Here is a 25324-nt window from a genome sequence, read left to right on the forward strand (position 1 = left end):
TTTGTTTTAGGATGAATAGTTTTTTTTAACATTATCACTTCTTTTATAATGATTAAACTTAATGTTATTTTTTTATTTTCAATAAATCAATAGCTTTATTATAATATTTCATTTTGTTATTCTAAATTAACATAAAAAACACATTTGTTTGTTTTGATTTTTTACTGTATTGTTAACTTAATAAAAAGGAGATGTTGTAGTGATACAATCATTGATAAATCCTCAGCATAAATGCACGATGCTGAGTCGTTTTTTTTACATTACTCAAAAAAATAAACACCTGACAGCGGTGAAATATAGAAATCAGACAGTTTCTTATGGGCTTTTAAACCAATGGGTTGGAAAGATTGCATCTTATCTTTCATTAAATGGTGTTAAGCCGGGAGATTTTGTCGCTGTAGAGTTAACACCTTCGGCAGAGTTAATTGCATCATTGTTGGCTGTTCAGGCTTTGGGGGCAGCCTATGTACCTTTGGATAAAAAGGCACCCATAGAAAGAAACCAACTGATTTTGGAAGATGTTCAACCTGTATTCATTATCGGGGATAAGGATAACTTTCATCAGGAAGATTACCCCTTTTGTGATATTTATCATTGTATTCAGCAAATGGATATATCCCAGTCAGTGAGCGATTCATCGCAGTTGACTGGTGTTGCATATGTTATTTATACCTCCGGTACAACGGGTAAGCCTAAAGGGGTACCAATAACGCATAATAACTTGAGTGCCCTGTTCGAAATTACGGAAAGTTTTTATCAGTTTAATTCCAGAGATGTGATTATGTTATATCACTCTTATGCTTTTGATTTTTCCGTATGGGAAATATGGTCTGCTATCGCCTATGGTGGGACGTTGTTAATACCAGATGATGAGACACGAATTGAACCTGAAAAACTCTCACAGCTAATAAAAAATGAAAATGTAACAGTATTAAATCAAACACCAACAGCTTTTTCTATTAATGCACCTAAATTGATGGGTTTTAATCGTTCGGAACTAGCGTTACGTTTTATTATTTTTGGAGGAGAGCGCCTTAACTTTCAGGCATTGAAGCTGTGGGAGAAAAAATTTGGTTTAGATTCTCCATTACTCATTAACATGTATGGTATTACTGAGACTACTGTTCATGCGACTTTGCATGTAGTTAAAAAAAATGATCTCGATAAACCAGAATCTATTATTGGTAAAGTATTACCGAGTTTTAATTATATACTTAGGAAGCTCCAAGATTCATCGCCTTCTGATAATGGTGGCGAATTACTTCTTTCTGGAAGACAGGTTACTGAAGGATATCTGAACAGCGATAACACTTCATCACGAAAGTTCATCGAAATAGAGAATAATAATTTATCAAGAGTCTATTACTGTTCTGGTGACATAGTAAAATGTAACGATAATGGAGAATTAATCTATCAGGGTAGAATTGATCAACAAGTTAAAATCAACGGTTATAGAATTGAAATTGGTGAGATTGAATCTATTATGGCTCAACTTGATGAGATTGAAGATGTTTGCGTTATAGCATTAAGATCTAAAATGCTTGGGGACTACCTGCTTTGCTGTTTTTCTTCTTCTATAGAGTCTGATGTTACATTGATAGAAAGATTTAAAATATTGGCTAAAGATAAACTTCCTGTTTATATGAGACCTCTGAAATATAAAAGGTTAGATAGAATCCCAAGAACTGTTAATGGAAAGATAGATAAATCTGCGATTATACATTCACCGGAGTTAGCATATGTTAGTTGATGAATTATCTGAAAGTAATATAAGAGATGATAAGGTAAAAGCCTTAAAGGATTATATAACATGGTTGCAAGATATCTTGGAAGTGTCTGTAACAGAGGACGATAACTTTCTTGATTTGGGTGGACATTCAATGATTGCAGTCTCGTTGAATGAACGTATTAATAAACAATATGGTTTTTCTATCTCAATGGAGAGGCTTTATAACGTGTCATTAATCGAAGCCTTCTCTCAGGCCAAATAATCTTAATTTCAAGTTGATAATATATTATGAATAAAGAATCATTTTTGACTGAACAACAGTTGTACGATTTTAATAAAAATGGTTTTATTGGTCCTTTGACAATCTATACCCTGGAAGAAATGGCCGAGATATGGAATAATGTAAGAAGAGCATTACCTGATAGAAGCTATGCGGCGTATTTTGCTGATTCTTACAGCGCAGCAACGAATATCTCAAATTATGATCGTCACTTAGATATTGAACTATTAAGCAAGCATATTACCAACCCGCGTATTGTAGCGCCTGTATCAAGTATTTTGGGTAATGATGTTTTATGCTGGCGTACAGAGTTTTTCCCTAAATACCCTGGAGATGAAGGTACTGATTGGCATCAAGCTGATACATTTGCTAATGCCAGTGGGAAGCCTCAGATTTTATGGCCTGGAGAAACGGAGAATAGTTTTGGTAAGGGGACATTAACTGTCTGGACTGCATTTACGGATGCTACTATTGAAAATGGATGTCTGGAAATTATACCAGGCACACATCATAAAATGAATTATGATGAAAAAAAATCAATGGACTATCAGACCGATATTGTTAATGAGCTTGAGAAAGAGGGCAAAAAGCGCGGCTTTTTTGGCTACGATTATCGTAACTTGCAAATAGACCCTGATTGGAAACCTGATGAAAATCAGGCTGTGCCTTTGGTAATGAAGGCGGGGCAGTGCGTAATATTTTGGTCGACACTGATGCATGCGTCTTACCCAAATAGTACGGAAAAGGATTACCGTATGGGATTTGCGACGCGTTATGCGCCAAGCTACGTTGACATTTATCCTAATACAGATACTGTGCATGAATATGGAGGAAGCATTCCTCTGGATAAATTTGGTAATGTTATCGTGGCAGGTAATAGTAATAACCAAAATAATAAAATTGCAACGCATAACCTGCGAGGCTACAAGTTTAATACATTATTAGTGTAATAACCGCGGTGGAACGATTATGACCCAGCATCAATGTTATATTAGTGATACTTATTGCTTTCATTTAGTCAGCTCTGTTTTAGTAACGGGCAATGATGAATGTGGTCACTGGATTGCGCTAGAGGAGAACATTTTTCATCCTCAGGGGGGAGGACAACCGGCAGATAGCGGCTGGGTTAATAATGTTCCGGTTAAAGTAAAAAGGCAACCTTCAGGATTGATTGTCCTTTACCCTGAAAGAATATTGGATATGGTGCCTGGGGAAAAAGTTGAAGCATCAGTGTCCCAGTCAGAGCGTTTATTAAATACGGCGCTGCATAGCGCCGGTCATTTGCTTAATTGGGAACTGCGCCGGTATGGGTGGTTGGCGAAAACCGGGCACCATTTTCCAGGGGAGTCGAGGGTTGAATTTACAGTAATGGGTTCAGATACAGTTCCCGTAAGCGAATTACCGCTTGCAGGAATTGAAACTTCGATGCAAGAGAAGATAAAAGCGAATCTGCCGGTTAAAACTTGGATAGAAAATGAAATACGCTTCTGTTTGATTGAAGGAACTGAAGCTATGCCTTGCGCGGGAACACATGTTAAGACATTAGGAAGTATCGTTGAATTTTCAATCAAGGCTGTGAAGCTTAAAAAGAGCACACTAAGGATCAGCTATGATGCCACCCATGGTGATTTAAGGTCTGACTATGTTGAATGATACCTTGCGTCCACCAAGAGCACGACTTTATCTGATCGATATTGGTTTGATTGCTGTTGCCCTCTCATGGGGGGCAAGTTATTCTCTGATGAAATTAATCATTCAGGCCGGTGTTGCCGTACCACTGTTTTTAATGCTGCGCTTTGCTTTGTCTGTTCCTTTTATGTTTATGGGGACGCGGATTAATTTTGCCAAAATACGGCAGGGTGAAGTGGTAAATGGTGTTATCTTTGGTGTTTTACTGTATGCAATTCTGACCTTTGAAACTTTAGGTGTTAAGTATACAACTGCATCAAATGCGGGATTTCTAATTGCTCTGTCGGTTATTCTTGTTCCAATTTTTGAACGAGTGATTGGTAAGAAACGGCAGAGTAATATGGTCTATCTTATGTGCCTGCTCTCTTTGGTTGGCGGTGGATTACTGAGTTTTTCCGATAGCAGATTTTTTAGCTTTAATAGTGGAGATATACTGATTTTACTTGCTGCATTGATCCGTGGTTTCCAAATATTTATGTTTGGACGGCAAACAGTAGGGAAAGATTATTCATTGGTGCATATTACCTTAATTGAATTGGTGACGGTGGCGGTATTGGGCTTGGTAGGTGTATCGCTATTTTCTCCATCATCGTTTAGCATGATTTTACATATTCCATACCATATATGGGGATATATTTTATTTCTCAGTTTGTTTGCTACGGCATTTGCATTTTTAATGCAGTTATACGCTGCTAAAGTTACAAGCCCGACTCGTGTTGGCCTAATCATTTCTCTTGAACCGGCATTTGCGGGGATGTTTGCTATTATCATTATGCAAGAACACATTGGGTTACTGCAAAGTATAGGTGGCGGAATTATTCTATTTGCTGCACTTGTGGGGAGAATGATTGAGGGAAAATGATATGAATGATTCTCATGGCTTTCATGCTTTGTTATTTCCTCATGCTGGAGGAAGCGCCGCCGTAATGCATGATTTCTCTGCGACTCTGAAAAAATATTTTTCGGTTCATACAATGGAGTTACCTGGGCGTGGGAAACGTCGTAAAGAGCGGCTTCTTTATAAGATTGATGATGCTATCGCCGATTTTGCTACGAAGATACCATCGCAGGGGGCACTAACTTTTATTGGACATAGCTTGGGAGCTTATTTGGCCTATATGATGGCTAATTATGTACGATGCCGTCAACTTGGGCGTCAGGTCAATCTGGTTGTTATTTCAAATCTGCCGATACATTTACGCAAGTGCTTTTGCGAAATACGACAGGGAGAAACATCAGAGGATAAACTCCTTGATTTTGCGACTTATGCTGGCGGGTTCCCTGCCTGGTTAAAGGATGAACCTGAGCTAAAATCGCAATTTTTACAAGTTTTGGCGGCCGATCTTTCAATTGCGGATTCTATTAATCAAAATAGGCAGCTGGAAAATATTCCTTTATTCGTCATATATGGAAATAATGATCCTCTTTTAGATGAGAGAGTATTGGAGTGGAGCCAATATAGCACCGGAATTTTTAAAGTATTAAGTTTATCTGGAGGACATTTCATCTTGTCAGATAAAGGTGAGGAGATTGCTCATCAGATTATAAACTTCGTTCATTCACAAAAAATTAATTGAGAAAGTGTTTTAAGCTACTTTTTTGCAGTATTTATGTTTGGGGAGTTAACATCTTTATTCTTCCATATGAAAGGTTAAAACCACCGACTTTAGTCGGTGGGTTAGTGAGTTAAATTTATCACCTTAATCTTACTACTTATTTTAGAGGGGATTATCTAAAGGTGAGTCTTAACTAAAATCACAATTTTTAAAATTCTTAGTGGCTGATCTTTTCAATTATTTATTTCACTAATTAGAATCAAAATAATCGGATAGTAATTATTCCTTTTTTAGTTATATATACCTAATAATTTATAAAGATCATTCAGGTAAATATTTATTTCCCGCCGTAATTATTTGACTTTTCTGCCGATATTTTGACAAGGTTTTTAGTCTCATTTGTTGTTTAATCGGAATTATTCCATTGAGAGGTATCTGAATATATATTGAGATTATTAGCATTTGAACAAAAGATGAAGTTAATAGCTGCTAAGAGAAAATAAAGCATATAATGACTATAATTTTATATTGTTAATTTTATAAAAATAATTATATGATGGAATTTTTATTAAGTATTTTATATATAATTTGAATGATGGGTTATTATCCAATGATATTATTGGGAATTGTTTTTATTATATTGAAATTGACCATGTGAATATTGTTTGATTGTTTTTTCAGGGATGATAAATATCTTTTTGGTATTGGTTAATTACTGGGGAGAGAAAGTGATAGGATTTAATGATCATGATTTTGTATTGTTAATTTGAAAGAAAAGAAGTATATGATAGAACTTGTACCAAGGATTTTCTATATACGCTTTGAATGATGAATTATTATCTAAGGATACTATGAGGAGTTATTTCGATTATGTAAAAGTTTCCAGCATGGTGACTATAAGCTTAGTTATGTCAAGATTGAGAAATACCATTTTGGTATTAACTAGGTATTCATATGATTTTGTCATGACATTCAGTCTGATATATCTGGCTATTTACATTGATATTGAAAATAGGCTTGAAAAAGATGAGCTTAATAACGGTTAAGAGAAGGAGATAGTATTTAATGACTGTGGTTTTATATTGTTAACTTTAGAGTAAATAAGTTCCGGAGTTTTTATCAAGGATTGTTTATATACATTTTTAATGATAAATTATTATCTAAGGATACTATGAATAGTTATTATGATTATGTGAAAATTGCCGGCATGTTGACAATGGTCTTAATGATGCTTGGGCCGACAAATACCCTTTTAGTATTATCTGGATATTCACATGGTTTTATTAGCACACTTAGGCTGGTATTGGCTGGTATTGGCTGGTATTGGCTGAGATGTTGGGTTATCTAACAGCAATTAGTTTATGGGGATTATTGTTATCCATAATTCCTCAGACTTTCATATGGTTGATATTAGTTTTAAAGCTTTGTGCTTCAACATACATCGCTTATCTGGCTTTTAAAGTCTGGCATTTTTCATTAAGTAAAAATGGGGTGAAAGTCTGTTTCAACGTTGTATTATTTACCACTTTGCTTAATCCCAAAGCATTTGTCTTTGCTACATATGTATTGCCTTTTACTGCGTTCACTCAGTGGGTAAATTATATTTTTTCCATGACGACTTTTGTTTGTGCATTGTTACCCGTTTCCCTGATTTGGACGGGGGTGGGAAAAATATTATATCGGGAAGGGCAGGAAGTTGGTCGTTTAAAACCTAATCTATTTTATCGTTTTGCTTCTTTAGTACTATCTGTTTTCTCATTCTCAATGTTTTACTCCTCAATCAAGGGTATTTTATATCTCTGATGTAATATTGAGATTTGATATTGTTTTGCTATTAGTTTCCCAAGTAAAGAAGATTTATCCAAAAAGATACTGGAGACTGTCGAATTCGTGTTTGATTTTCTCTGTTCTAAAATTGAGTAAAATGGGTCATGGGATATCTCATATGATAAAAATCATGACCCAGCTCGGTTATGAATAGGAAATTATTCCATTATCAGCGGTATTTCCTCAAAGCGATGGAGAAAAGGGCGATACTGGGGGAGGTTCAACCGGGTAACCTTGTTCACTGTTTATCAGCACACTTGCCATTGTTTTGGCAATTTCGTGTTCGCCAATAATGACATGGCTAGCTCCACGTTCTGTGATATAGGCAACTTCGTCATCATAGTCAGCACGGACAATAATATTAATATCCGGGCGGATTTCTCTTGCGCTGGCGATAATTTCACCTGCCTCATAACCATTAGGGATTGTCAGTAACAGGGAACAGGCACAGTCCAGGCGCGCCAGTGACATAATATCTTTGCTGACGGCGTTACCCATGACTGCACTGATACCTTGTTCACCCAGTTCCTCAAATTTGGCTCTGGTATTTTCAATAACAACCAGAGGGAACTCATTTTCCTGTAAGCGTTGGCATAGTAGGCTACCAGTGCGTCCGTAGCCGACAACAATAGTGTGGCCACAGATATTGACAGGAATTTGCGTCTCTTCTTCCAGCGTTTCTTCCAATAATTGTTCTTCGATTGTTTCTGTTTTTTCCAGATAACGATCTAGCAAGCTAAACAGAACCGGGTTTAGCATAATAGAAACAATCGCACCAGCCAGAACAAGGTTACGGGCATTCCCGTCAAGCAAGCCAAGTGCAACGCCAAGACCAGCCAGAATAAAGGCAAATTCACCGATTTGTGCCAGACTGACCGAAATTGTCAGCGCAGTACGGCGTGAATGGCCGAACATCTTTACCAGCAACATTGCAGCGGCAGATTTACCGATAATAATAATTGCCAGCGTTGCCAGTATCTCGAGCGGTTGCTGAATCAGTACCATTGGATCAAACAGCATACCAACGGATACGAAGAATAGAACAGCGAAAGCATCTCTGAGTGGCAATGTATCTTGAGCAGCCCGGTGGCTGAGTTCTGATTCGTTCAGTACCATACCGGCGAAGAATGCACCTAGAGCGAATGAGGCATCAAATAGCGTAACGGCACCGTAAGCGATACCCAGCGCGATAACCAGTACGGCAAGGGTAAATAGTTCTCTGGAACCGGTACTGGCAGTTTTTGCCAGTACCCACGGAATGAGACGGCGGCCAACAACAATCATCAGCAGAATAAACGCGATAACTTTTCCGACGGTAATAGCGAGCTCCATAATTAACTGCCCGGCATTGGCTTCCTGATTACCCAGAATACCGGCAGCAGCGGGCAGTAATACCAGCGTCAGTACCATTGCCAGATCTTCAACAATCAGCCAGCCGATAGCTATCTGACCTCGCTGGCTATCGATCAGTTGACGCTCTTCCAGCGCTCGTAACAGAACGACAGTACTGGCAGTGGACAGGCAGAGACCAAAGACGATACCGCTAAATAATTCCCAACCCAGTATTGCTGATAGCCCTACACCAAGTAGTGTTGCTACCAATATTTGCGCAATAGCACCGGGGATAGCGATGGATTTTACTGCCAGCAGATCTTTGAGTGAAAAATGCAGCCCGACACCAAACATTAATAGGATAACACCAATTTCTGCCAGTTCCGGTGCCAGTGATGCGTCAGCGACAAAACCGGGGGTAAAAGGACCCGCGAGTACACCGGCGGTAAGATAACCAACCAGTGGTGAGATTTTCAGGCGTTGTGCCAGCATACCAAGCAGATAAGCGAGGATGAACCCGCCAACGAGAGTGGTGATAAGTGGTGTCGAATGCTCCATTAAGACTCCTTCTTACTGAGGCTATTAAATAGAATAGTGAAGAGGTAGGTGTAACCGTATTTTATAGGTAATTCGAGGTAAATTCGCTAAAAAAATGAATAAAACATCAAAAAATATGGATTGAAAGGATTAAATTACCCGTAACATCGATTTGTATTGATTTGTTTGCGCATTTGTGAGGTATATAAAGGTTATGCCCACATAAAAAATAACTTTTATGTGGGGTTGTTTGGCGATTTTTCTAGTTGTTATCTTCTATATTAGGTAATAGTGCGGTAAATATTCCAAGTAACGGCAGAAAAGCACAAATCTGATAAATCAGCTCAATACTTGTTCTGTCCGCAATGTAACCCAATACCGCGGCGCCAATACCTCCCATACCAAAAGCCAGTCCGAAAAACAGGCCGGATACCATCCCGGTTTTACCTGGAATAAGCTCCTGAGCATATACCAGGATTGCAGAAAACGCGGATGCCAGAATCACACCAATAATCACTGACAGAATGCTTGTCCAGTACAGAGAAGCATAAGGCAGAATCAATGTAAAAGGTGCAACGCCAAGGATTGATATCCAGATAACGTACTTTCTGCCGATTTTATCACCAAGCGGTCCACCAATGATGGTCCCTGCCGCCACTGCGAATAAAAAGATGAACAGATGAAGCTGGGCGTTTTGTACGGAAATGCCAAACTTGTGCATTAAGTAAAAAGTGTAATAACTGCTGATACTAGTGAGATAAAAATATTTAGAAAATACTAAGATCAACAGAACAGCCAGAGAACTGAACACTGTTTTTCTTGATAAAACTTTAACAACAGGGGCAGTTTTGGCTTGATTTTTTTTGGTATGATTTTGGGCCTTATACCATTTACTGACTTGCAACAGCACGATAATTCCCAGTAATGCAGCCAGAGAGAACCAGCCGACATTGCCTTTACCATAAGGCGCGATAAACGCAGCCGCCAGCAAAGGCCCGAGGGAAGTGCCAAAATTACCGCCGACTTGAAAAAGAGATTGAGCCAGCCCGTGGCGCCCACCGGATGCCATGCGTGCTACGCGTGACGATTCAGGGTGAAATACCGAAGAACCAGTGCCAACGAATGCAGACGCTAATAAGATTATCGGGAAACTTTCAGCATAGGCCAGCAGTAACAGACCTAATAAGGTAAAGCCCATCCCAATGGGTAATGAATAGGGCTGTGGATGTTTATCAGTATAAAGACCTATCAGTGGTTGTAATAAAGAGGCTGTAATCTGATAGGTTAGTGTGATCATACCAATCTGCACAAAACTCAGGTTGAATTCTGATTGCAGCAAAGGATAAATCGCTAGAATCAGCGATTGCATCATATCGTTCAGTAAATGTGAAATACTGATCGCGCCAAGAATAGTAAAAACGGTATTTCTGGTTTTTTTTGCATGAGGTGGAACTATGGTGGTGTTACTCTGTTCGCTCATATTGACTGCCAGCCTGTCTTATTTGGACGTAAGTTCGTTGGTTATTTGTTGCACTTCAATACATATTAGGCTGATAGTTGATTTTTTACTATCCCAGATAATAGTTTGATAAGATGCTAAAAAAGATGAAACGAAGCATGTTCTAATAATCGCATCACTAACCTATTCCATAGAATGATCAGTTAATCCCGCCTTGTTAGCTTATGAAGCTGTTTTTGCATGGCAATTCACTAAAAACATGGAGATATACCATGAGATTTTCGTTTAAGACCTCAGCTTGTGCTTTGGTTGTTTCTATGACACTACTTCCAGCAATGGCAAATGCATGGGAAAAAGACAAAACCTATGACATTACTATCTTGCACACGAATGACCATCATGGTCATTTTTGGCATAACAACTACGGCGAATATGGTTTGGCCGCTCAGAAAACGGTAGTTGATGAAATCCGTCAGGAAATTGCCAAAAAAGGCGGTAGTGTGTTACTGCTCTCCGGCGGAGATATTAATACTGGTGTACCAGAGTCCGATTTGCAAGATGCGGAGCCTGATTTTAAAGGTATGAACCTAGTGGGCTATGATGCAATGGCGTTGGGTAACCATGAGTTTGATAATCCTTTGCAAGTGTTGCGTCAACAGGAAAAATGGGCAAATTTTCCATTCCTTGCGGCTAATATTTACAAGACAAGCACCGGTAAACGTTTGTTCAAGCCTTATACCATTTTTGATAAACAAGGTGTGAAAATTGCGGTTATCGGGTTGACGACTGATGATACGGCGAAAATCGGCAACCCTGCTAATTTCCCAGATGTTGAATTTCGTGTTCCCGCTACAGAAGCTAAAATGGTGGTTGAGGAACTGAAGAAAAATGAAAAACCAGATGTCATTATTGCGGCAACGCATATGGGACACTATGACAACGGCAATCATGGTTCCAACGCACCGGGTGATGTTGAAATGGCACGCAGTTTGCCAGCGGGTTATCTGGATATGATTGTAGGTGGTCACTCACAAGATCCGGTCTGTATGTCTGCGAAAAATAAAAACGACAAGCAGATCGATTACGTACCAGGAACGCCATGTTCGCCTGATCGCCAGAATGGCACCTGGATTGTTCAGGCTCATGAGTGGGGCAAATATGTTGGTCGTGCTGATTTCCAGTTCCGTAATGGTGAATTAAAGCTGACTCACTATCAGTTGATCCCCATTAATCTCAAGAAGAAAGTGCAAAAGGAAGATGGTTCTGCTGAACGTGTTTACTACACTCATGAAATTGCTCAAAACCTGGAAATGATAAAGTTGCTGACGCCTTATCAGGATAAAGGTGATAAACAACTTGGCATAAAAGTGGGTTCTGTTGAGGGTAAATTGGAAGGAGATCGCAGCAAAGTTCGTTTTGTTCAGACTAATCTGGCCCATGTTGTTCTTTCTGCCATGATGGAACGCGCTGATGCTGATTTCGCGATTATGAGTGGTGGTGGTATTCGTGATTCAATTGAATCAGGCGACATCACTTATAAAGATGTGCTGAAAGTGCATCCATTTGCTAACACATTGGTTTACGTTGAGATGAAAGGCAGCGAAGTTGAACAGTATCTGGCGACGATTGCGAATATGAAAGTTGACTCCGGTGCTTATGCTCAGTTCGTGAATGTCAGTTTGGTTGCTGATGGTAAACATGTTAAAGAGGTAAAAATTGGTGGTAAGCCATTGGAACCAAATAAAATTTACCGCATGGCAATGCTTGACTTTAACGCTATCGGTGGTGATGGTTACCCACATATTGATAATTACCCAACCTATGTCAACACCGGTTTTGTTGATGCAGAAGTTCTGAAAGGCTATATTGAGCAGCACTCACCACTGGAAGCGGCCGATTATGAGCCAAATGGTGAAATTGTTTATCAATAATCCCTAATAAGGTGATAATAAGGTTATAAATTGAAAGGGCTGCCAATCTGGCAGCCCTTTTTTACTGGGATTAAGCTTTTGCTATATCGGCAAAAGTCCCATTCAGCAAACGACACAGATCAGCAGGTGCCAGTTCAATATCTAATCCCCGTTTACCGCCAGAGATAAACATTGTCGGGAACTGTTGCGCCTGGTTATCAATAACTGTTGGCAAGTGTTTTTTCTGTCCTAACGGGCTGATCCCTCCGACCAGATAACCCGTGATTTTTTGGGCTATGTATGGATCAGCCATATCTGCTTTTTTGGTTTTAAAGACTTTGGCGACCTTTTTCAAATCCAGTTGACCTGAAACGGGGGTGACGGCGACTACCAAATTTTTAGCATCACCATTAAGTGCGACCAGCAATGTTTTAAACACTTGCCTGGCGTTTAATCCTAATTTCTCAACCGCTTCATCACCAAAGTTATGTTCATTGGTATCATGTTTATAGGTGTGAAAAGTAAAGTTAACTTTTTGTTTTTCTAAGAAAATGATCGCTGGTGTCATAATTTCATTACAGAGGATAATTTTGTAATCTAGGATAACGGATGAAATAAAATTGTGAAATTGATATTCTGGTTTTGCGGTTTTGTTGCCTGTATACAAACAGGTAATACTCCGAATAATAAGAATAACGAAAATAATAGGTTATTCCTCTTTTGACTGGCCAATAGAAATATTGGCCTTTTTTTAACGCTGCTCTTCCATTAACATCTGAGGCAAATTACCTTCACCATATAAGTGCAAAGCCCCGACAGCGATTAAATACCGGCCGGCAGGTAATTCCCGTAGGCGCTGATTCCATTGCTTATTACGTTCAGTCATCAGCAGTTGATATATTTCTTTACTGAAAGTTGTTGGTAAAGCATGTTTTTGCTGTTTAGGTTGATAATCCATCCACCAACTTATCATCGTTTGTAAAGCGCGGGCATTGGCGTGCCAATGGACTAAGGTATCTTCCAGTAGTGGTAGGCCGTTATTTGGTATTTGATTAAGTAACTTAACCTGTGAGTCAGCACTTTCCAGTTCGATAATGGCTTTCCCTTGTGCTTTAGCTGCATTCAGTAGCTGATAATCGATACCATAGTGAGGGTACAATCCAAGATTTTGCGCTTGTTCAGCCTGTAAAATTAAAGCGATTTGCCATGAGGGTAATAAATTGAGCCATTCTTCCTGCTGTCGGATTTCATGGCAGCAGTGCTGAAAATCTTGATACATTTCAGAAGATAGACGTTGTTCAATACGGGAATACAATTGAAGCTTGTCATGAAATGGGAGACTTGCCTGAGTAATATCGGCTTCCACGATTAATGTATCGGCTTGATTAAGCTGCTCCATTAATATCTCTGAAAGCGGAAACATGTTTTCCGTGCCCATATGAATACTGCCTACCAGATGCAGATATCGGTCATCTGCCAGTGTAATATCACAAGCTGGATAAGGATAACGGCGGGAAGAATTCAGCCCCAGTATATTGGTAAGGTGTTTAATCAGTTGTCCCATTTGAACTCCAGTTCAGCATTTATTTTTTAGGCTAACTATTTTCAGGTTAATATTACAGCTGTATCTTTATTCATTTCTATTGAATGTTTCTTTACTACTATCAGTATACAAGGATATTTTCCTTCATGGCGGCACTTACCTTTGCCAACTCTTTAGTAATCCACAATCTTTCAGGTATGAGCATCAGCCAGTTGGTATTTAACGTTAGATAGAAATGAACCAAAATTAGATTGCCTTGACTTGGTAAGGAATATTCCTTACTGTGTGGTTGAAATAATAACTGGAGATTTGTTATGTCAACCATCTATGAACTTGCAACATTGACTTCTAAAGGTCAGATCACGTTACCTAAGTCTATCCGCCAGGCATTAGGTGTTAATACAGGTAGTAAGCTAGCCTTTGAGTTGCGTGATGGTGAGGTTGTCGTGACTCACGTAGGAGTTGAGCATGAAGACCCGGTGATTGTGGCATTCCTTGACTTGTTGTCTGCGGACATTCAGGACGGGTATCATGTGAGTAGTTTACCCAAGGAACTGGACGAGGCTATGCAGTACAATGTTGGTCAGATTATCGATCTGAATGAGAACATTGATGGAAATGTGGTGATTTGATGCAGAGACATGGATGGACACTGTTGTATCACTCATGTGTTATACAACAGCTTCAGAAGCTGCATGAGGCAGTAAAAAGGGCTGAGAAAAGTGATCCATACGGGTTCGAGAGCAATGCTAGTGTCAAGCTATTTCGGGCGTTGAGCAAATTGATTCTGGATGTGGTGCCAAGTGATCCCTCCCGGGACGAGTATCGGCAAGGTAATACTCTAGGATCAGCCCGTCGCCACTGGCGGCGAGCCAAGATTGGTCGAAGGTTCCGTTTGTTCTTCCGTTATGATTCCAGGGCTAGGGTCATTGTGTATGCTTGGGTTAACGATGAGGAGACCTTGCGTTCGGAAGGTAGTAAATCTGATCCTTATACGGTCTTCGAGAAGATGCTAGGACGAGGAAATCCTCCCGATGGCTGGGCTGCATTGATCGCAGCCAGTCGGCAGAAGTGGTCATAACCGAAGTAATCAGAAATAGAGAGTGACAAAGGTAAATGTAATCCCTTGCTTAAGTAAGCGAGAACGCTTTGGTCGCGAATTTGCGAGGGATGATGGGGTAGAAGCGTAAAGTATGATCATGGATATGCATTTTTACGATCCACCCCAGCAGCATCAAAGCAGACTCATTTCTCTGGTGATTCAGAATTTTGGCTTAAACCTCAGTAATCGGTTAGCGTTACTTACCACCGTAATTGAAGAGAGCGCCATAGCTGCACCTGCTACCACCGGATCTAACAATGTTCCGGTAAAGGGATAGAGCACGCCAGCGGCAATGGGAATCCCTAATGTGTTGTAAATAAATGCGCCCAACAGGTTCTGTTTCATATTGCGCAGAGTTCCTTTGGACAGTTCAACCGCATCAGCCACACCATGCAGACTGTGACGCATCAGGGTTATTGCTGCGGTTTCAATAGCGATATCACTACCGCCGCCCATCGCTATCCCAACATCAGCTTGTGCCAGTGCGGGTGCATCGTTAATACCATCCCCCACCATAGCAACCTTGTGGCCTGTTGCCTGAAGCTTCTGAATAGCTGCGGCCTTGCCATCGGGTAGTACACCTGCGATCACCTGATCAATACCCGCCTCTTTGGCAATTGCATTGGCAGTAACCGGGTTATCTCCGGTCAGCATCACTAAACGGTAGCCTTGATGATGTAATCGTTTCAGTGCGCTAAGGGTGTCTTCACGCAATGGATCACGAATTGACAGCACTGCCGCCGCTTTGCCCCCTGCCGCCAGAATAACCGGCGTGATGCCTTTTTCTGCCTGTTGAGCAATCAGGGGTTTTAATTCCTGTGTATCAATTTGGTTTTTTTCCAGCAATGCCTGATTGCCCAGCAACAGAGTTGTGCCATTCACTTCACCACTGATACCCAGCCCAGCCAGAGTGTGGAATTGTTCAACTTGCGGTAATTCCAGTCCTTCTGCTTTGGCAAGAATTGCTTTGGCTAATGGATGGTTAGAACCACTTTCCAGTGCGCCTGCCCAAATCAATACATTTTGTTCACTGTATCCGTTGAAAGTATGGATATCAGTAATTTGTGGCATACCTTCAGTCAGCGTACCGGTCTTATCGAAAACAAGGGTGTCCAGTGCGCTTGCCTGTTGCAGGGCATCGGCATCCCGTACCAGAACCCCGAATTCTGCGGCACGGCCAACACCCGAGATAATCGACATCGGGGTCGCCAGCCCAAGAGCACAAGGACAGGCAATAATCAGCACCGTGGTAATAATGACCAATGAATACATAATCTGTGGCGCCGGGCCAACGAAATACCAAATGGCGCCTGCCATCACGGCAATCGCCACAACAACCGGAACAAACACGGAGGAGATTTTATCTGCTAACTGACCCATCTCAGGTTTACTGCTTTGTGCCTGACGTACCAGTTTGATAATTCGTGCTAATGTCGTTTGGCTGCCGACTGCGGCGGTAGTAAACAGTACGGCGCCATCCTGTACAGTTGTACCCGCGTGAACGTTATCGCCTCTGGATTTCTGCTGTGGAATCGGCTCACCGGTCAGCATTGCTTCATCTAGCCAGACTTCACCCTGAATGATTTCACCATCAACCGGAACACGATCACCCGTCGTCAAACGTAATGTCATTCCCAGTTTAACATCGACCAGAAGTATCTCTTTTTCGCCATCTTCTGTCATCACACGGGCGGTTGGTGGTGTCAGATCCAGCAGGCGTTCCAGTGCTTTTGAGGAGCGCTGGCGGGCACGCTGTTCCAGAGCATGTCCCAGGTTTATCAAACCGATAATCATGGCACTGGCTTCGTAATAAAGATGACGGGCTTGTGGTGGAAAAATATCCGGCCACAGGTTGACACTGATGGAGTAAAACCAGGCTGCACCTGTTCCTAATGCCACCAGTGTGTCCATTGTGGCACTGCCATTTTTCAGGCTTTGCCACGCGTTATGGTAGAAGTGACCACCGGCAAAAATCATCACGGCAAGCGTGATAATCCCGATAGTCAGCCAGATGTTATGGTTTTCCGGGGTGAGCACCATATTATTGCCCATCATGCCCCATACCATCACTGGAATACCGACGACCAAGGCTAATGCCGATTGCCAGCGGAAACGGCGCATATTGGCTTCAGAAACTTGTTGTTGGCGTTCACGACGCTCAGTTTCGTCCTGAATCAGTTCTGCTCCATACCCGGCTTTTTTGACGGCCTGAATCAGCGCGTTGGGTGATGCGTTACCGGTAATCAAAGCGCTGCGTTCAGCAAGGTTCACTCTGGCATTTTCCACACCATCGACACTTTGCAAGGCTTTCTGAACCTTGTTCACACAACTGGCACAAGTCATACCATCCAACAGTAACTGGATACTGTCATCACTGTCACTGACCAGGAATGCATCAGTTTTTTCGACCGGAATAGAAGAAATTGCCGCCGCCAAAAGTTCCGGTCTGTTTGAAGCAGGTATTGTCAGCGGCTTAGATTTTGGGGAGTTTTGACCAACAGCCAGTTTTGCGTGATAACCAGCCTGCTCAACGGCGGCAATCAACGTATCGGTATCGGCTTTACCGTAAACTTTAGCGGTTTCAGTATTCACATCTGCGGCGATAACACCATCTACGGCTTCCAGTGCTTTACGTGTAGTACCTGCGCAATGCATACAACGCAGGCCAGAAAGTTCCAATTCGACATCAGGCTGGCTGGCAATGGCGGCTTCGTAACCTACTTCTTCAATTGTTTCGATTAAAGATTCAAGAGAGGCTTCGCCGGTTACTTTGGCATAATCAACAGTAATATCTGTTTGCTCCACATCGGCACGATTTTCCAGTGCTTTTTTCACACGGTTAACACAGTGCATACAGGAGAGCCCCTGTAATGTTAAGATAGTGGTATGTGACATAAAAAACCTCCTAACATAGAGTGATATCATTATTCTTCATATCGGATGATAATTGATGATGATATCTACACAGTTCAAGTGAATTTCTGACTTGTTGCGAAGGTTAAACCTTCCCGCAAGGGTAAGGTCAAGGGGAAAAAATGAACATCAGTGAAATTGCCCAAAGAACCAGCCTGACCAGTAAAGCTATTCGGTTTTATGAAGAAAAGGATCTGATCACACCACCGGAGAGAGGTGATAATGGCTATCGTTATTATCAGCAGAAACATATTGATGAATTAACGCTGTTGCGTCAGGCGAAACAGATCGGTTTTACGCTTGAAGAGTGTCGTGAGTTTTTAATGTTATTTCGAAATCCTAACCGTCACAGTGCCGATGTAAAAGCGGCAACATTGCATAAAGTGGCTGAGATAGAAAAGACGATTAAAGAGTTACAGGAAATCAGAAGTAAGTTGTTATCTTTGGCGGAAGAGTGCCCAGGAGATGACGGGGCTGCGTGCCCCATCATAGATCATTTGTCTGGTTGCTGTTCTCGTCAATGAGAATCGACGGGTTTTACTTTCAGTGTAATGCCATCAACTGCGATGACTTCTACTTCGGTATTGGCGGGTAATTCTCTATCACAGTGAATTCGCCAGCTTCCATCTGCAAGCTTGATCCGGCTGTAACCATTTTCGGTATCCGCAGTCAGTTTAGCTTGGGTACCGATGAGCTGGTGGTCTTTCTGGTTCAGTGTATCGCTGCCTTTTGGCGGGCGGCTACGTAACCAGTAGCGCCATAGCACCGCAGAGAGCAGCGTCAGAGTTGCAAACAGAATACCTTGCAATTCCCAGCCCATTCCTGGTAGTAACCAGGTGATAAACGCAACAACGATAGCAGCTATACCGGTCCATAACAGGTAGCCGCCGGTTCCCAGAAGCTCTGCGATTAACAGTAAACCGCCGAAAGAGAACCAAAGCCAAGTTGTTTGAGCCGCAAGTTGTGCAATCATGGTTATTTACCTTTTTTGCTTTCGCCAATCAGTTCAGCAATACCACCAATAGCACCCATCAGATTACTGGCCTCCAGAGGCATCATAATCACTTTGCTGTTATCGGAGGCACCAATGCTGGTCAGCGCATCGGTATATTTTTGGGCAACAAAGTAGTTAATGGCTTGCATATTACCGTCAGAAATCGCGTCAGAAACCATTTTGGTTGCGCGAGCTTCCGCTTCGGCGGCACGTTCACGCGCTTCTGCCTGAAGGAATGCGGACTGACGTTCCCCTTCCGCTTTCAGAATCTGTGACTGTTTTTCCCCTTCGGCTTTCAGAATCGCCGCCTGACGGATACCTTCTGCTTCCAGAATATCAGCACGTTTGGTACGTTCTGCTTTCATCTGGGCGTTCATGGCAGAAATCAGTTCCTTCGGTGGGCGCACATCACGGATTTCAATACGGGTAATTTTCACGCCCCACGGGTTAGTGGCTTCATCAACAATATGCAATAGACGGCTGTTGATGGAATCACGCTGCGACAGCATTTCGTCCAGCTCCATTGAACCCAGAACGGTACGGAAGTTCGTCATAGTCAGGTTGATGATAGACAGCTCAAGGTTGCTGACTTCATAGGCAGCCCGAACAGGATCGACAACCTGAATAAAGCAGACCGCATCAATAGTCACATTGGCGTTGTCGCGGGAAATCACTTCCTGTGAAGGAATATCCAGCACTTGTTCCATCATGTTAATTTTACGACCAATGCGATCGATAAAAGGGATAATAATATGCAGGCCCGGTAATAAAGTTCGGGTATAACGGCCGAAGCGTTCTACTGTCCATTGATAACCCTGTGGCACTGTTTTTACGCAAGTAAATACAACCACCACTGCAATGAATATCAGAATAGGGACGGCACCAAAAGCGAATAAGTCCATAGCAATTCCTTAATTAAATAAATCAGTAAAGTAGTGAATAAACCTGACGACGGTATTTCGACGCCAGAGCATTACCGGTTCCCATTGCAGACATAATATCCATTATTGTTTTCCGTACTGCACCATTAGCGGCAGAAAGATCCTTTTTCAGGAAGCCCAGTAATAATTCCAGAGCTTCTTCGTTACGATTTACTTCGTGCAGTTTCAGAGCCAGCTTAACAGCCAGATCTGCATTTTCCGGTTGAGTGGAGAATTCCTGTTGCAATTGCTGGATTTCCGGTGTGTCCGCCGCTTGCTTTTGTAACTCAATTTGAGCCAGTAAACTATGATAATCCGTGTCTTGATCCTGTAATGGGATAAGATTCAGAATTTCCTGAGCTTCTTCTATATTATTGAGCATAATTTGCACTTTGGTCAACGTTAGTGCAATTTCACTGTTTTTAGGGGCTAATTGCCAGGCTTCTTTCAACAGAGGTAGTGCTTCCTGAGGTTTCCCTTCCTCGATAAGTTCCTCGGCCTGAGCGGCTTTCAACTCTTCCGGCTTGGGCAATACGCGGGAAAGCATCTCTCTGATCGCATTTTCAGGTTGCGGCCCCTGAAAACCATCTATTGGCCGGCCTTGTTGCAGCATATAAACAGTAGGAATGGCCCGTAAACCAAACTGTGCAGCGACCTTTTGCTCTTTATCGCAATCGACTTTTGCCAATATAAATTGATCTGCATATTCTGCTGCCAGTTTATCCAGAATTACGCCCAATTCCTGACAGTGGGGGCTATGTTCAGACCAGAAATAAAATAAAACAGGTACAGTCATAGACTGTTCAACGGTTTGATGTAGGTTACTTTCGTTAACGTTAATTCCAGTAGTGGTTGATAGCATCATATAATGAGTCTCTTAAATTCGGTTGTTGTAGTGTCTTATTAAACAGATGAGGTTATTTTCCTGACTTTCAAGCTGTACCGCTCTGTTTACTCAGTATTTTATCCATTAATCTTCCCGGTAAAACCCGGCGCATAATGGTTACAGCATGAGTTATCCAAGTGACCGGATAGCGTAATTTAGGATTCGGACTTTCCAAAGCATGAATCAATTTGCGCACAACGGCTTCAGGGGTCAGGGTGAAATGGCGGGCTATCCTGGAATTTACGACGGGTTTATCGCGTTGAGTCTGATTCACATTTTCTGCAAAACGTGTTTTTATCGGGCCAGGTACAATCAAACAGGATTTAATTCCTGTTCCTGTTAATTCCATTCTTAATGCGTCTGACCATGCTTCCAAAGCATATTTACTGGCAGAATAAGCACCGCGGCCTGGGGTTGAAATTAGCCCCATGACTGAACTGGTTTGGATAATACGGCCTTCACCATGAAGCTGCATTGCCGGGAGTAATAAACAGGTAAGTTGATGTGTACCAAACAGATTGGTAGAGAATTGGCGTTCCAGTTGTTCACGGCTGATAGTATTTAGCGGGCCATAAATACCAAAGCCGCCATTATTAAACAGTCCGTAAAGGCGACCATTGGTTAGCCGGATAACTTCGGCAGCAGCACGTTCGACACTGATTTTATCATCAAGATCCAATTCGATAGGTTCTAGCCCCAATTCGCGCATATGTTGTAAATCCTTGGGCTTCCGGCAGGCTGCTAATACTCGGTAGCCCCGTTGATGGAGTGTTTTAGCCGCTACCAGGCCAATCCCACTGGAACAGCCGGTGATAAGAACTGACTTTTGCATAACTTTACCTGCTTATATACATCAATTTGTAAAAACTGATGGTTTACTACTTAAGAATGATTAAGGTGTACTAATAATATGTCAGATATCCAGTCGGCGATAAACGGTTGAGCGGCCAGATTGGGATGTAATCCATCCTGTTGTACCCATTCTGGCTTAATAGCGACTTGTTCCATGTAAAACGGGAGCAGGGGAATTTGATTGTGTTCTGCCAGTTTGGGGTAAATCTTGGCAAAAGATTCGGTATAACGGCGTCCATAGTTTGGTGGCAGACGGATTTGCATCAATAAAGGCTGAATATTGGCCTGTTTCACTAAAGTGATGATCTGTTGCAGATCCTGTTCTGTTTGTTGTGGAGGAAACCCGCGTAATCCATCATTGGCGCCAAGTTCTATCAGGACCCAACGGGGTTTATGCTGTTTAAGTAATTCAGGCAGCCTTCCAAGGCCCTGAGCTGCGGTATTACCGCTGATGCTGCCGTTGATAACCGTGATCTTATTGCCGGATTTCTGCCACTTTTTGTCCATCAAAACAGGCCATGACTGCTCAACTGGCAGATGGTAACTGGCGCTGAGGCTATCACCCAGAATCAAAAAAGTATCAGCGGCAGTCGCTCTGGCGCTGAATAGCACCACCAGTAAAAGGAAGAGTAAATGGTAAAGGGGAGTATTCTTGAAGTTCAGCATCTTAGTAAGCACGTTGGTCAGGGGGAACATAGGATCACTATATTGCAGGGAGTTGGGTTGGTTGTCGAGCCTGCACAGACTATTGCTCTGGTGGGTGAATCGGGTTCGGGTAAATCCACGTTGCTCGGCATTATTGCCGGGTTGGATGATGGTAGTGACGGTGAAATTCGGCTGTTAGGGCATAATTTAAGCCAGATGAATGAAGAACAAAGGGCGCAACTACGGGCTGAAAATGTCGGTTTTGTCTTTCAGTCATTTATGTTAATTCCGACGTTAAATGCATTGGAGAATGTCCAGCTTCCTGCTTTATTACGCGGAGAGTCTGAAAATAGTAGCAAGAAACGGGCGGTTGAATTACTTGAACAATTAGGATTGGGGAAGCGTTTGAAACATATGCCCGCACAACTTTCTGGTGGTGAGCAACAGAGGGTGGCGTTGGCACGGGCATTCAGCAGCCAACCCAAAATTTTATTTGCTGACGAGCCAACAGGGAATCTGGATCGGCAAACGGGCGATCGTATTGCTGATTTACTGTTTTCTCTCAATCGTGATTACGGCACAACATTAATTTTGGTCACTCATGACAGCCAGCTTGCTGCCCGTTGCCAACGCTGTTTACGATTGGTTGATGGCAAATTGAGGGAAGAAAAATGATTTGGCGCTGGTTTTGGCGCGAGTGGCGCACCCCTTCTTTATTGATAGTCTGGCTATCTCTTACGCTGGCAGTGGCTTGTGTGCTGGCATTGGGAAGGATCAGTGATCGTATTGATCAAAGTGTTCATTACCAGAGCCGGGATTTTCTGGCCGGTGATTTAGTTCTGCGAGCCTCTTACCCGGTAGATGAAGAGTGGTTACAACAGGCGGGAAACCTTGGGTTACAGTTGAGCCGCCAGCTCTCTTTCTCCACAATGACTTATGCCGGGGACGTTCCTCAACTTGCCAGTGTCAAAGCTGCGGACAGTCGTTATCCGTTATATGGTGAGCTGGAAACCAATCCACCGGGTTTGAAAGCAGAGAAAGGCACGGTTCTGGTAGCACCACGTTTGCTTGAACTGTTGAAAATTAAAGTTGGCGATAATCTGGATGTGGGTGATACCACACTCAGGGTGAGTGGAGAATTAATTCAGGAGCCAGACAGTGGTTTTAATCCATTCCAGATTGCGCCACGGATTTTGATCAATCTTGATGATGCGCAATCTACCGGCGCGATTCAGCCTGGCAGCCGTCTGACTTACCGTTATATGTTTTCTGGTGATAAAGAAGTGGTTTATCAATATCAACAGCTAATTGATCCTCAACTTAAGACTGATCAGCGTTGGAATACTTTGAAGCAGGATAGTGGCGCGCTGGCAAAATCTATTGATAGGGCGCAGCAATTCTTGCTGTTATCGGCTTTGCTTACATTATTACTTGCTGTCGCGGCGGTAACGGTATCCATGACTCACTATTGCCGTAGCCGCCATGACTTGATTGCGGTGCTTAAAACACTTGGTGCGGGACGTTGGGCGTTACGTAAATGGGTGATTGGTCAATGGCTGGTGATATTGAGTGCGGCAGCGCTGGTGGGGGCGATTCTTGGATTGATGTTTGAATATCTGCTGGTGCAGATTCTGGCGGCGATGTTACCGAAGACGTTACCGCAAGCGGGATTCTGGCCGTGGGTATGGGCGTTAGGGGCATTATCTGTTATCGCTTTGCTGGTGGGGGTACGTCCATATAAACAGTTAATGGCAACCCAACCATCAAGGGTACTGCGTGATGATATTATCGCGCCTATCTGGCCGTTACGCTATTACCTGCCGTTGGTGATGCTGGTGGTGATGAGCGGGCTGAGTCTGTTGGCTGGAACTAAACCGATGTTATGGGCGTTACTTGCTGGCATGATGATTGTTGCGGTATCATTGGCTGTGCTCGGTTGGGGGGGATTGTGGCTATTGCGTCATCTTAAATTCCGCCAGCTCAGTTTTCGTCTGGCGGTTAACCGATTACTGCGGCAGCCATTGCAGACGGTAACGCAATTGGCAGCTTTCTCTTTATCATTTATGTTATTTGCTTTGTTGTTAGCGGTCAGGGGAGATTTACTTGATCGTTGGCAACAACAACTGCCAGCGGACAGTCCTAACTATTTTCTGATTAATATGACTGGGCAGCAAATTTCACAGGTAGAAAATTTGCTAGCTCAGTATCAGGTTAAACCGGCGGAATTCTATCCGGTGGTATTGGCCCGCTTGACTGAAATTAATGGTCAATCAGCGATAACGTGGGCTGATGCCAGAGAACCGGACAGCAACACGGTGAGACGGGAATTGAACTTGACATGGAAAGAGGAATTGCCGCCGTTTAATACTCTGGTTGAGGGGAACTGGCCACCTAAAGAGGATGAGGTTTCTATTGAGAAGGGGGTTGCTGAACGTTTGGCAATCAAAATCGGCGATAAACTGACATTCAGTGGCGATACGCAGCAATTCAGCGCCACAGTAAGCAGCATCCGGCAGGTAGATTGGGAAAGTTTTCGTCCAAATTTCTTCTTTATTTTCCCAAAACGGGCATTGGAAAATCAGCAACAAACCTGGTTGACCAGTTTCCATTATCAAGGAGATGGCCGACTGCTAACCAGCCTTAATCGTCAGTTTCCAACATTGAGCTTGCTTGATACCGGTGCGATTATCAAGCAAATTCAGGGGATTTTGCAGCAGGTAGGCCGGGCGTTGGAGGTTATGGTTGGATTAGTCATGGTATGTGGCACATTACTCCTGTTGGCACAGGTTCAGGTAGGGATGCATCAACGACGGCTTGAATTGGTGGTTTACCGTACCTTGGGAGCCAGTAAATCATTACTGCGCCGTACTCTCTGGAGTGAATTTGCTTTGCTTGGGTTAATGGCGGGTTTTACCGCAGCATTAGGCGCTGAAGTTGCGCTTTGGTTGTTGCAGACGAAGGTGTTTGATTTTCCATGGCAACCGGAGTGGAAAATGTGGTTCTTATTGCCAATCGTCAGTAGCCTGCTACTGTCGTCGTGTGGTAGTTGGTTAGGGATCCGGCTGTTACGGGGTACGGGATTGCACCGGCGGGTGCAGGGGTAAAAAGGCGATATTTGTAACCTCCGAGGAATGGGTAAGATCGCCGATA

23 protein-coding genes are annotated in these 25324 nt (G+C 42.6%); 13 read left to right on the forward strand and 10 right to left on the reverse strand.

Annotated elements, in window-relative coordinates:
* Positions 1–199: 199 nt before the first annotated feature.
* The 7 genes from ACUN2T_RS05450 to ACUN2T_RS05480 all read left to right on the forward strand — a co-directional run bounded on the left by ACUN2T_RS05450 (position 200) and on the right by ACUN2T_RS05480 (position 7057).
* Positions 200–1750 (forward strand): amino acid adenylation domain-containing protein, encoded by a 1551-nt coding sequence (locus ACUN2T_RS05450; protein ID WP_445496610.1) that lies wholly within the window; start codon positions 200–202, stop codon positions 1748–1750.
* Positions 1740–1991 carry a phosphopantetheine-binding protein gene (locus ACUN2T_RS05455; protein ID WP_445496611.1) on the forward strand — a complete coding sequence of 84 codons (252 nt, stop codon included), beginning with the start codon at positions 1740–1742 and terminating at the stop codon, positions 1989–1991. Before ACUN2T_RS05450 ends, ACUN2T_RS05455 begins: the two co-directional genes overlap by 11 nt.
* A 26-nt stretch (positions 1992–2017) precedes the next feature.
* Positions 2018–2959 carry a chlorinating enzyme gene (locus ACUN2T_RS05460; RefSeq protein ID WP_445496612.1) on the forward strand — a complete coding sequence of 314 codons (942 nt, stop codon included), beginning with the start codon at positions 2018–2020 and terminating at the stop codon, positions 2957–2959.
* A 19-nt stretch (positions 2960–2978) separates the two neighbouring features.
* Positions 2979–3662, forward strand: coding sequence for a hypothetical protein (locus tag ACUN2T_RS05465; RefSeq protein WP_445496613.1), 684 nt, complete (start codon positions 2979–2981; stop codon positions 3660–3662).
* Between the two features lie 88 nt (positions 3663–3750).
* Positions 3751–4560, forward strand: coding sequence for a DMT family transporter (locus ACUN2T_RS05470; protein ID WP_445496614.1), 810 nt, complete (start codon positions 3751–3753; stop codon positions 4558–4560).
* Position 4561: 1 nt separating this feature from the next.
* Complete coding sequence (locus ACUN2T_RS05475) at positions 4562–5275, forward strand: thioesterase II family protein (RefSeq protein WP_445496615.1); 714 nt, start codon at positions 4562–4564, stop codon at positions 5273–5275.
* A 1311-nt stretch (positions 5276–6586) separates the two neighbouring features.
* On the forward strand, positions 6587–7057 hold the full coding sequence (locus tag ACUN2T_RS05480; RefSeq protein WP_445496616.1) for a LysE family translocator: 471 nt from the start codon (positions 6587–6589) through the stop codon (positions 7055–7057).
* A 207-nt stretch (positions 7058–7264) separates the two neighbouring features.
* Here the strand turns inward: ACUN2T_RS05480 and ybaL are convergent, their stop codons facing one another.
* The gene (gene ybaL, locus ACUN2T_RS05485; protein WP_445496617.1) at positions 7265–8971 is read right to left on the reverse strand and encodes a YbaL family putative K(+) efflux transporter; all 1707 of its coding nucleotides are present in this window, start codon (positions 8969–8971) and stop codon (positions 7265–7267) included.
* A gap of 241 nt (positions 8972–9212) precedes the next feature.
* On the reverse strand, positions 9213–10430 hold the full coding sequence (locus ACUN2T_RS05490; RefSeq protein WP_445496618.1) for an MFS transporter: 1218 nt from the start codon (positions 10428–10430) through the stop codon (positions 9213–9215).
* 251 nt (positions 10431–10681) lie between these two features.
* On the opposite strand from ACUN2T_RS05490, the gene ushA reads away from it, so the two are divergent.
* A complete protein-coding gene (gene ushA, locus ACUN2T_RS05495) occupies positions 10682–12340 on the forward strand; it encodes a bifunctional UDP-sugar hydrolase/5'-nucleotidase UshA (protein ID WP_445496619.1) in 1659 nt (552 codons plus the stop codon).
* Between the two features lie 70 nt (positions 12341–12410).
* Here the strand turns inward: ushA and ybaK are convergent, their stop codons facing one another.
* Together ybaK and ACUN2T_RS05505 are read right to left on the reverse strand one after the other, a co-directional pair.
* Entirely contained in the window at positions 12411–12887 is a 477-nt protein-coding gene (ybaK, locus tag ACUN2T_RS05500) for a Cys-tRNA(Pro)/Cys-tRNA(Cys) deacylase YbaK (RefSeq protein ID WP_445496620.1), read from the reverse strand.
* 183 nt (positions 12888–13070) lie between these two features.
* Positions 13071–13883: a TraB/GumN family protein gene (locus tag ACUN2T_RS05505; RefSeq protein ID WP_445496621.1), complete on the reverse strand. Its 813-nt coding sequence runs from the start codon at positions 13881–13883 to the stop codon at positions 13071–13073.
* A 293-nt stretch (positions 13884–14176) separates the two neighbouring features.
* Here ACUN2T_RS05505 and ACUN2T_RS05510 point away from each other — a divergent pair, with 293 nt between their 5' ends.
* Positions 14177–14494: a type II toxin-antitoxin system PrlF family antitoxin gene (locus ACUN2T_RS05510; protein WP_445496622.1), complete on the forward strand. Its 318-nt coding sequence runs from the start codon at positions 14177–14179 to the stop codon at positions 14492–14494.
* Positions 14494–14943, forward strand: a complete 450-nt coding sequence (locus ACUN2T_RS05515) for a type II toxin-antitoxin system YhaV family toxin (RefSeq protein WP_445496623.1) — start codon at positions 14494–14496, stop codon at positions 14941–14943. Before ACUN2T_RS05510 ends, ACUN2T_RS05515 begins: the two co-directional genes overlap by 1 nt.
* 180 nt (positions 14944–15123) lie before the next feature.
* On the opposite strand, the gene copA is transcribed toward ACUN2T_RS05515, so the two are convergent.
* On the reverse strand, positions 15124–17859 hold the full coding sequence (gene copA, locus ACUN2T_RS05520; protein ID WP_445496624.1) for a copper-exporting P-type ATPase CopA: 2736 nt from the start codon (positions 17857–17859) through the stop codon (positions 15124–15126).
* A gap of 140 nt (positions 17860–17999) precedes the next feature.
* Here copA and cueR point away from each other — a divergent pair, with 140 nt between their 5' ends.
* Positions 18000–18401 (forward strand): Cu(I)-responsive transcriptional regulator, encoded by a 402-nt coding sequence (gene cueR, locus ACUN2T_RS05525; RefSeq protein ID WP_445496625.1) that lies wholly within the window; start codon positions 18000–18002, stop codon positions 18399–18401.
* Here cueR and ACUN2T_RS05530 read toward each other — a convergent pair.
* From ACUN2T_RS05530 to tesA, 5 genes are all read right to left on the reverse strand, one after another.
* Positions 18395–18850 carry an NfeD family protein gene (locus ACUN2T_RS05530; protein WP_445496626.1) on the reverse strand — a complete coding sequence of 152 codons (456 nt, stop codon included), beginning with the start codon at positions 18848–18850 and terminating at the stop codon, positions 18395–18397. The genes cueR and ACUN2T_RS05530 overlap by 7 nt on opposite strands.
* A gap of 2 nt (positions 18851–18852) precedes the next feature.
* On the reverse strand, positions 18853–19773 hold the full coding sequence (locus ACUN2T_RS05535; RefSeq protein ID WP_445496627.1) for an SPFH domain-containing protein: 921 nt from the start codon (positions 19771–19773) through the stop codon (positions 18853–18855).
* 22 nt (positions 19774–19795) lie between these two features.
* The gene (locus ACUN2T_RS05540; protein ID WP_445497810.1) at positions 19796–20653 is read right to left on the reverse strand and encodes a co-chaperone YbbN; all 858 of its coding nucleotides are present in this window, start codon (positions 20651–20653) and stop codon (positions 19796–19798) included.
* A gap of 70 nt (positions 20654–20723) precedes the next feature.
* Complete coding sequence (locus ACUN2T_RS05545; RefSeq protein ID WP_445496628.1) at positions 20724–21509, reverse strand: SDR family oxidoreductase; 786 nt, start codon at positions 21507–21509, stop codon at positions 20724–20726.
* Positions 21510–21559: 50 nt separating this feature from the next.
* Entirely contained in the window at positions 21560–22192 is a 633-nt protein-coding gene (tesA, locus tag ACUN2T_RS05550) for a multifunctional acyl-CoA thioesterase I/protease I/lysophospholipase L1 (RefSeq protein ID WP_445497811.1), read from the reverse strand.
* Here tesA and ybbA point away from each other — a divergent pair.
* On the forward strand, positions 22163–22849 hold the full coding sequence (gene ybbA, locus ACUN2T_RS05555) for a putative ABC transporter ATP-binding protein YbbA (RefSeq protein WP_445496629.1): 687 nt from the start codon (positions 22163–22165) through the stop codon (positions 22847–22849). The genes tesA and ybbA overlap by 30 nt on opposite strands.
* Entirely contained in the window at positions 22846–25278 is a 2433-nt protein-coding gene (ybbP, locus tag ACUN2T_RS05560; RefSeq protein WP_445496630.1) for a putative ABC transporter permease subunit YbbP, read from the forward strand. The genes ybbA and ybbP overlap by 4 nt, the downstream gene beginning before the upstream one ends.
* Positions 25279–25324: the final 46 nt, after the last annotated feature.

This window comes from Photorhabdus machadonis, from assembly GCF_052657765.1.

Excerpts from the sequence above, each read along its gene's own strand:
- ACUN2T_RS05455 (WP_445496611.1), top strand. The coding sequence starts at position 1,740 with ATGTTAGTTGATGAATTATCTGAAAGTAATATAAGAGATGATAAGGTA.
- ACUN2T_RS05460 (WP_445496612.1), top strand. The coding sequence starts at position 2,018 with ATGAATAAAGAATCATTTTTGACTGAACAACAGTTGTACGATTTTAAT.
- ACUN2T_RS05465 (WP_445496613.1), top strand. The coding sequence starts at position 2,979 with ATGACCCAGCATCAATGTTATATTAGTGATACTTATTGCTTTCATTTA.
- ACUN2T_RS05470 (WP_445496614.1), top strand. The coding sequence starts at position 3,751 with ATGAAATTAATCATTCAGGCCGGTGTTGCCGTACCACTGTTTTTAATG.
- ACUN2T_RS05475 (WP_445496615.1), top strand. The coding sequence starts at position 4,562 with ATGAATGATTCTCATGGCTTTCATGCTTTGTTATTTCCTCATGCTGGA.
- ACUN2T_RS05480 (WP_445496616.1), top strand. The coding sequence starts at position 6,587 with ATGTTGGGTTATCTAACAGCAATTAGTTTATGGGGATTATTGTTATCC.
- ybaL (WP_445496617.1), bottom strand. The coding sequence starts at position 8,971 with ATGGAGCATTCGACACCACTTATCACCACTCTCGTTGGCGGGTTCATC.
- ACUN2T_RS05490 (WP_445496618.1), bottom strand. The coding sequence starts at position 10,430 with ATGAGCGAACAGAGTAACACCACCATAGTTCCACCTCATGCAAAAAAA.
- ushA (WP_445496619.1), top strand. The coding sequence starts at position 10,682 with ATGAGATTTTCGTTTAAGACCTCAGCTTGTGCTTTGGTTGTTTCTATG.
- ybaK (WP_445496620.1), bottom strand. The coding sequence starts at position 12,887 with ATGACACCAGCGATCATTTTCTTAGAAAAACAAAAAGTTAACTTTACT.
- ACUN2T_RS05505 (WP_445496621.1), bottom strand. The coding sequence starts at position 13,883 with ATGGGACAACTGATTAAACACCTTACCAATATACTGGGGCTGAATTCT.
- ACUN2T_RS05510 (WP_445496622.1), top strand. The coding sequence starts at position 14,177 with ATGTCAACCATCTATGAACTTGCAACATTGACTTCTAAAGGTCAGATC.
- ACUN2T_RS05515 (WP_445496623.1), top strand. The coding sequence starts at position 14,494 with ATGCAGAGACATGGATGGACACTGTTGTATCACTCATGTGTTATACAA.
- copA (WP_445496624.1), bottom strand. The coding sequence starts at position 17,859 with ATGTCACATACCACTATCTTAACATTACAGGGGCTCTCCTGTATGCAC.
- cueR (WP_445496625.1), top strand. The coding sequence starts at position 18,000 with ATGAACATCAGTGAAATTGCCCAAAGAACCAGCCTGACCAGTAAAGCT.
- ACUN2T_RS05530 (WP_445496626.1), bottom strand. The coding sequence starts at position 18,850 with ATGATTGCACAACTTGCGGCTCAAACAACTTGGCTTTGGTTCTCTTTC.
- ACUN2T_RS05535 (WP_445496627.1), bottom strand. The coding sequence starts at position 19,773 with ATGGACTTATTCGCTTTTGGTGCCGTCCCTATTCTGATATTCATTGCA.
- ACUN2T_RS05540 (WP_445497810.1), bottom strand. The coding sequence starts at position 20,653 with ATGCTATCAACCACTACTGGAATTAACGTTAACGAAAGTAACCTACAT.
- ACUN2T_RS05545 (WP_445496628.1), bottom strand. The coding sequence starts at position 21,509 with ATGCAAAAGTCAGTTCTTATCACCGGCTGTTCCAGTGGGATTGGCCTG.
- ybbA (WP_445496629.1), top strand. The coding sequence starts at position 22,163 with ATGGTAAAGGGGAGTATTCTTGAAGTTCAGCATCTTAGTAAGCACGTT.
- ybbP (WP_445496630.1), top strand. The coding sequence starts at position 22,846 with ATGATTTGGCGCTGGTTTTGGCGCGAGTGGCGCACCCCTTCTTTATTG.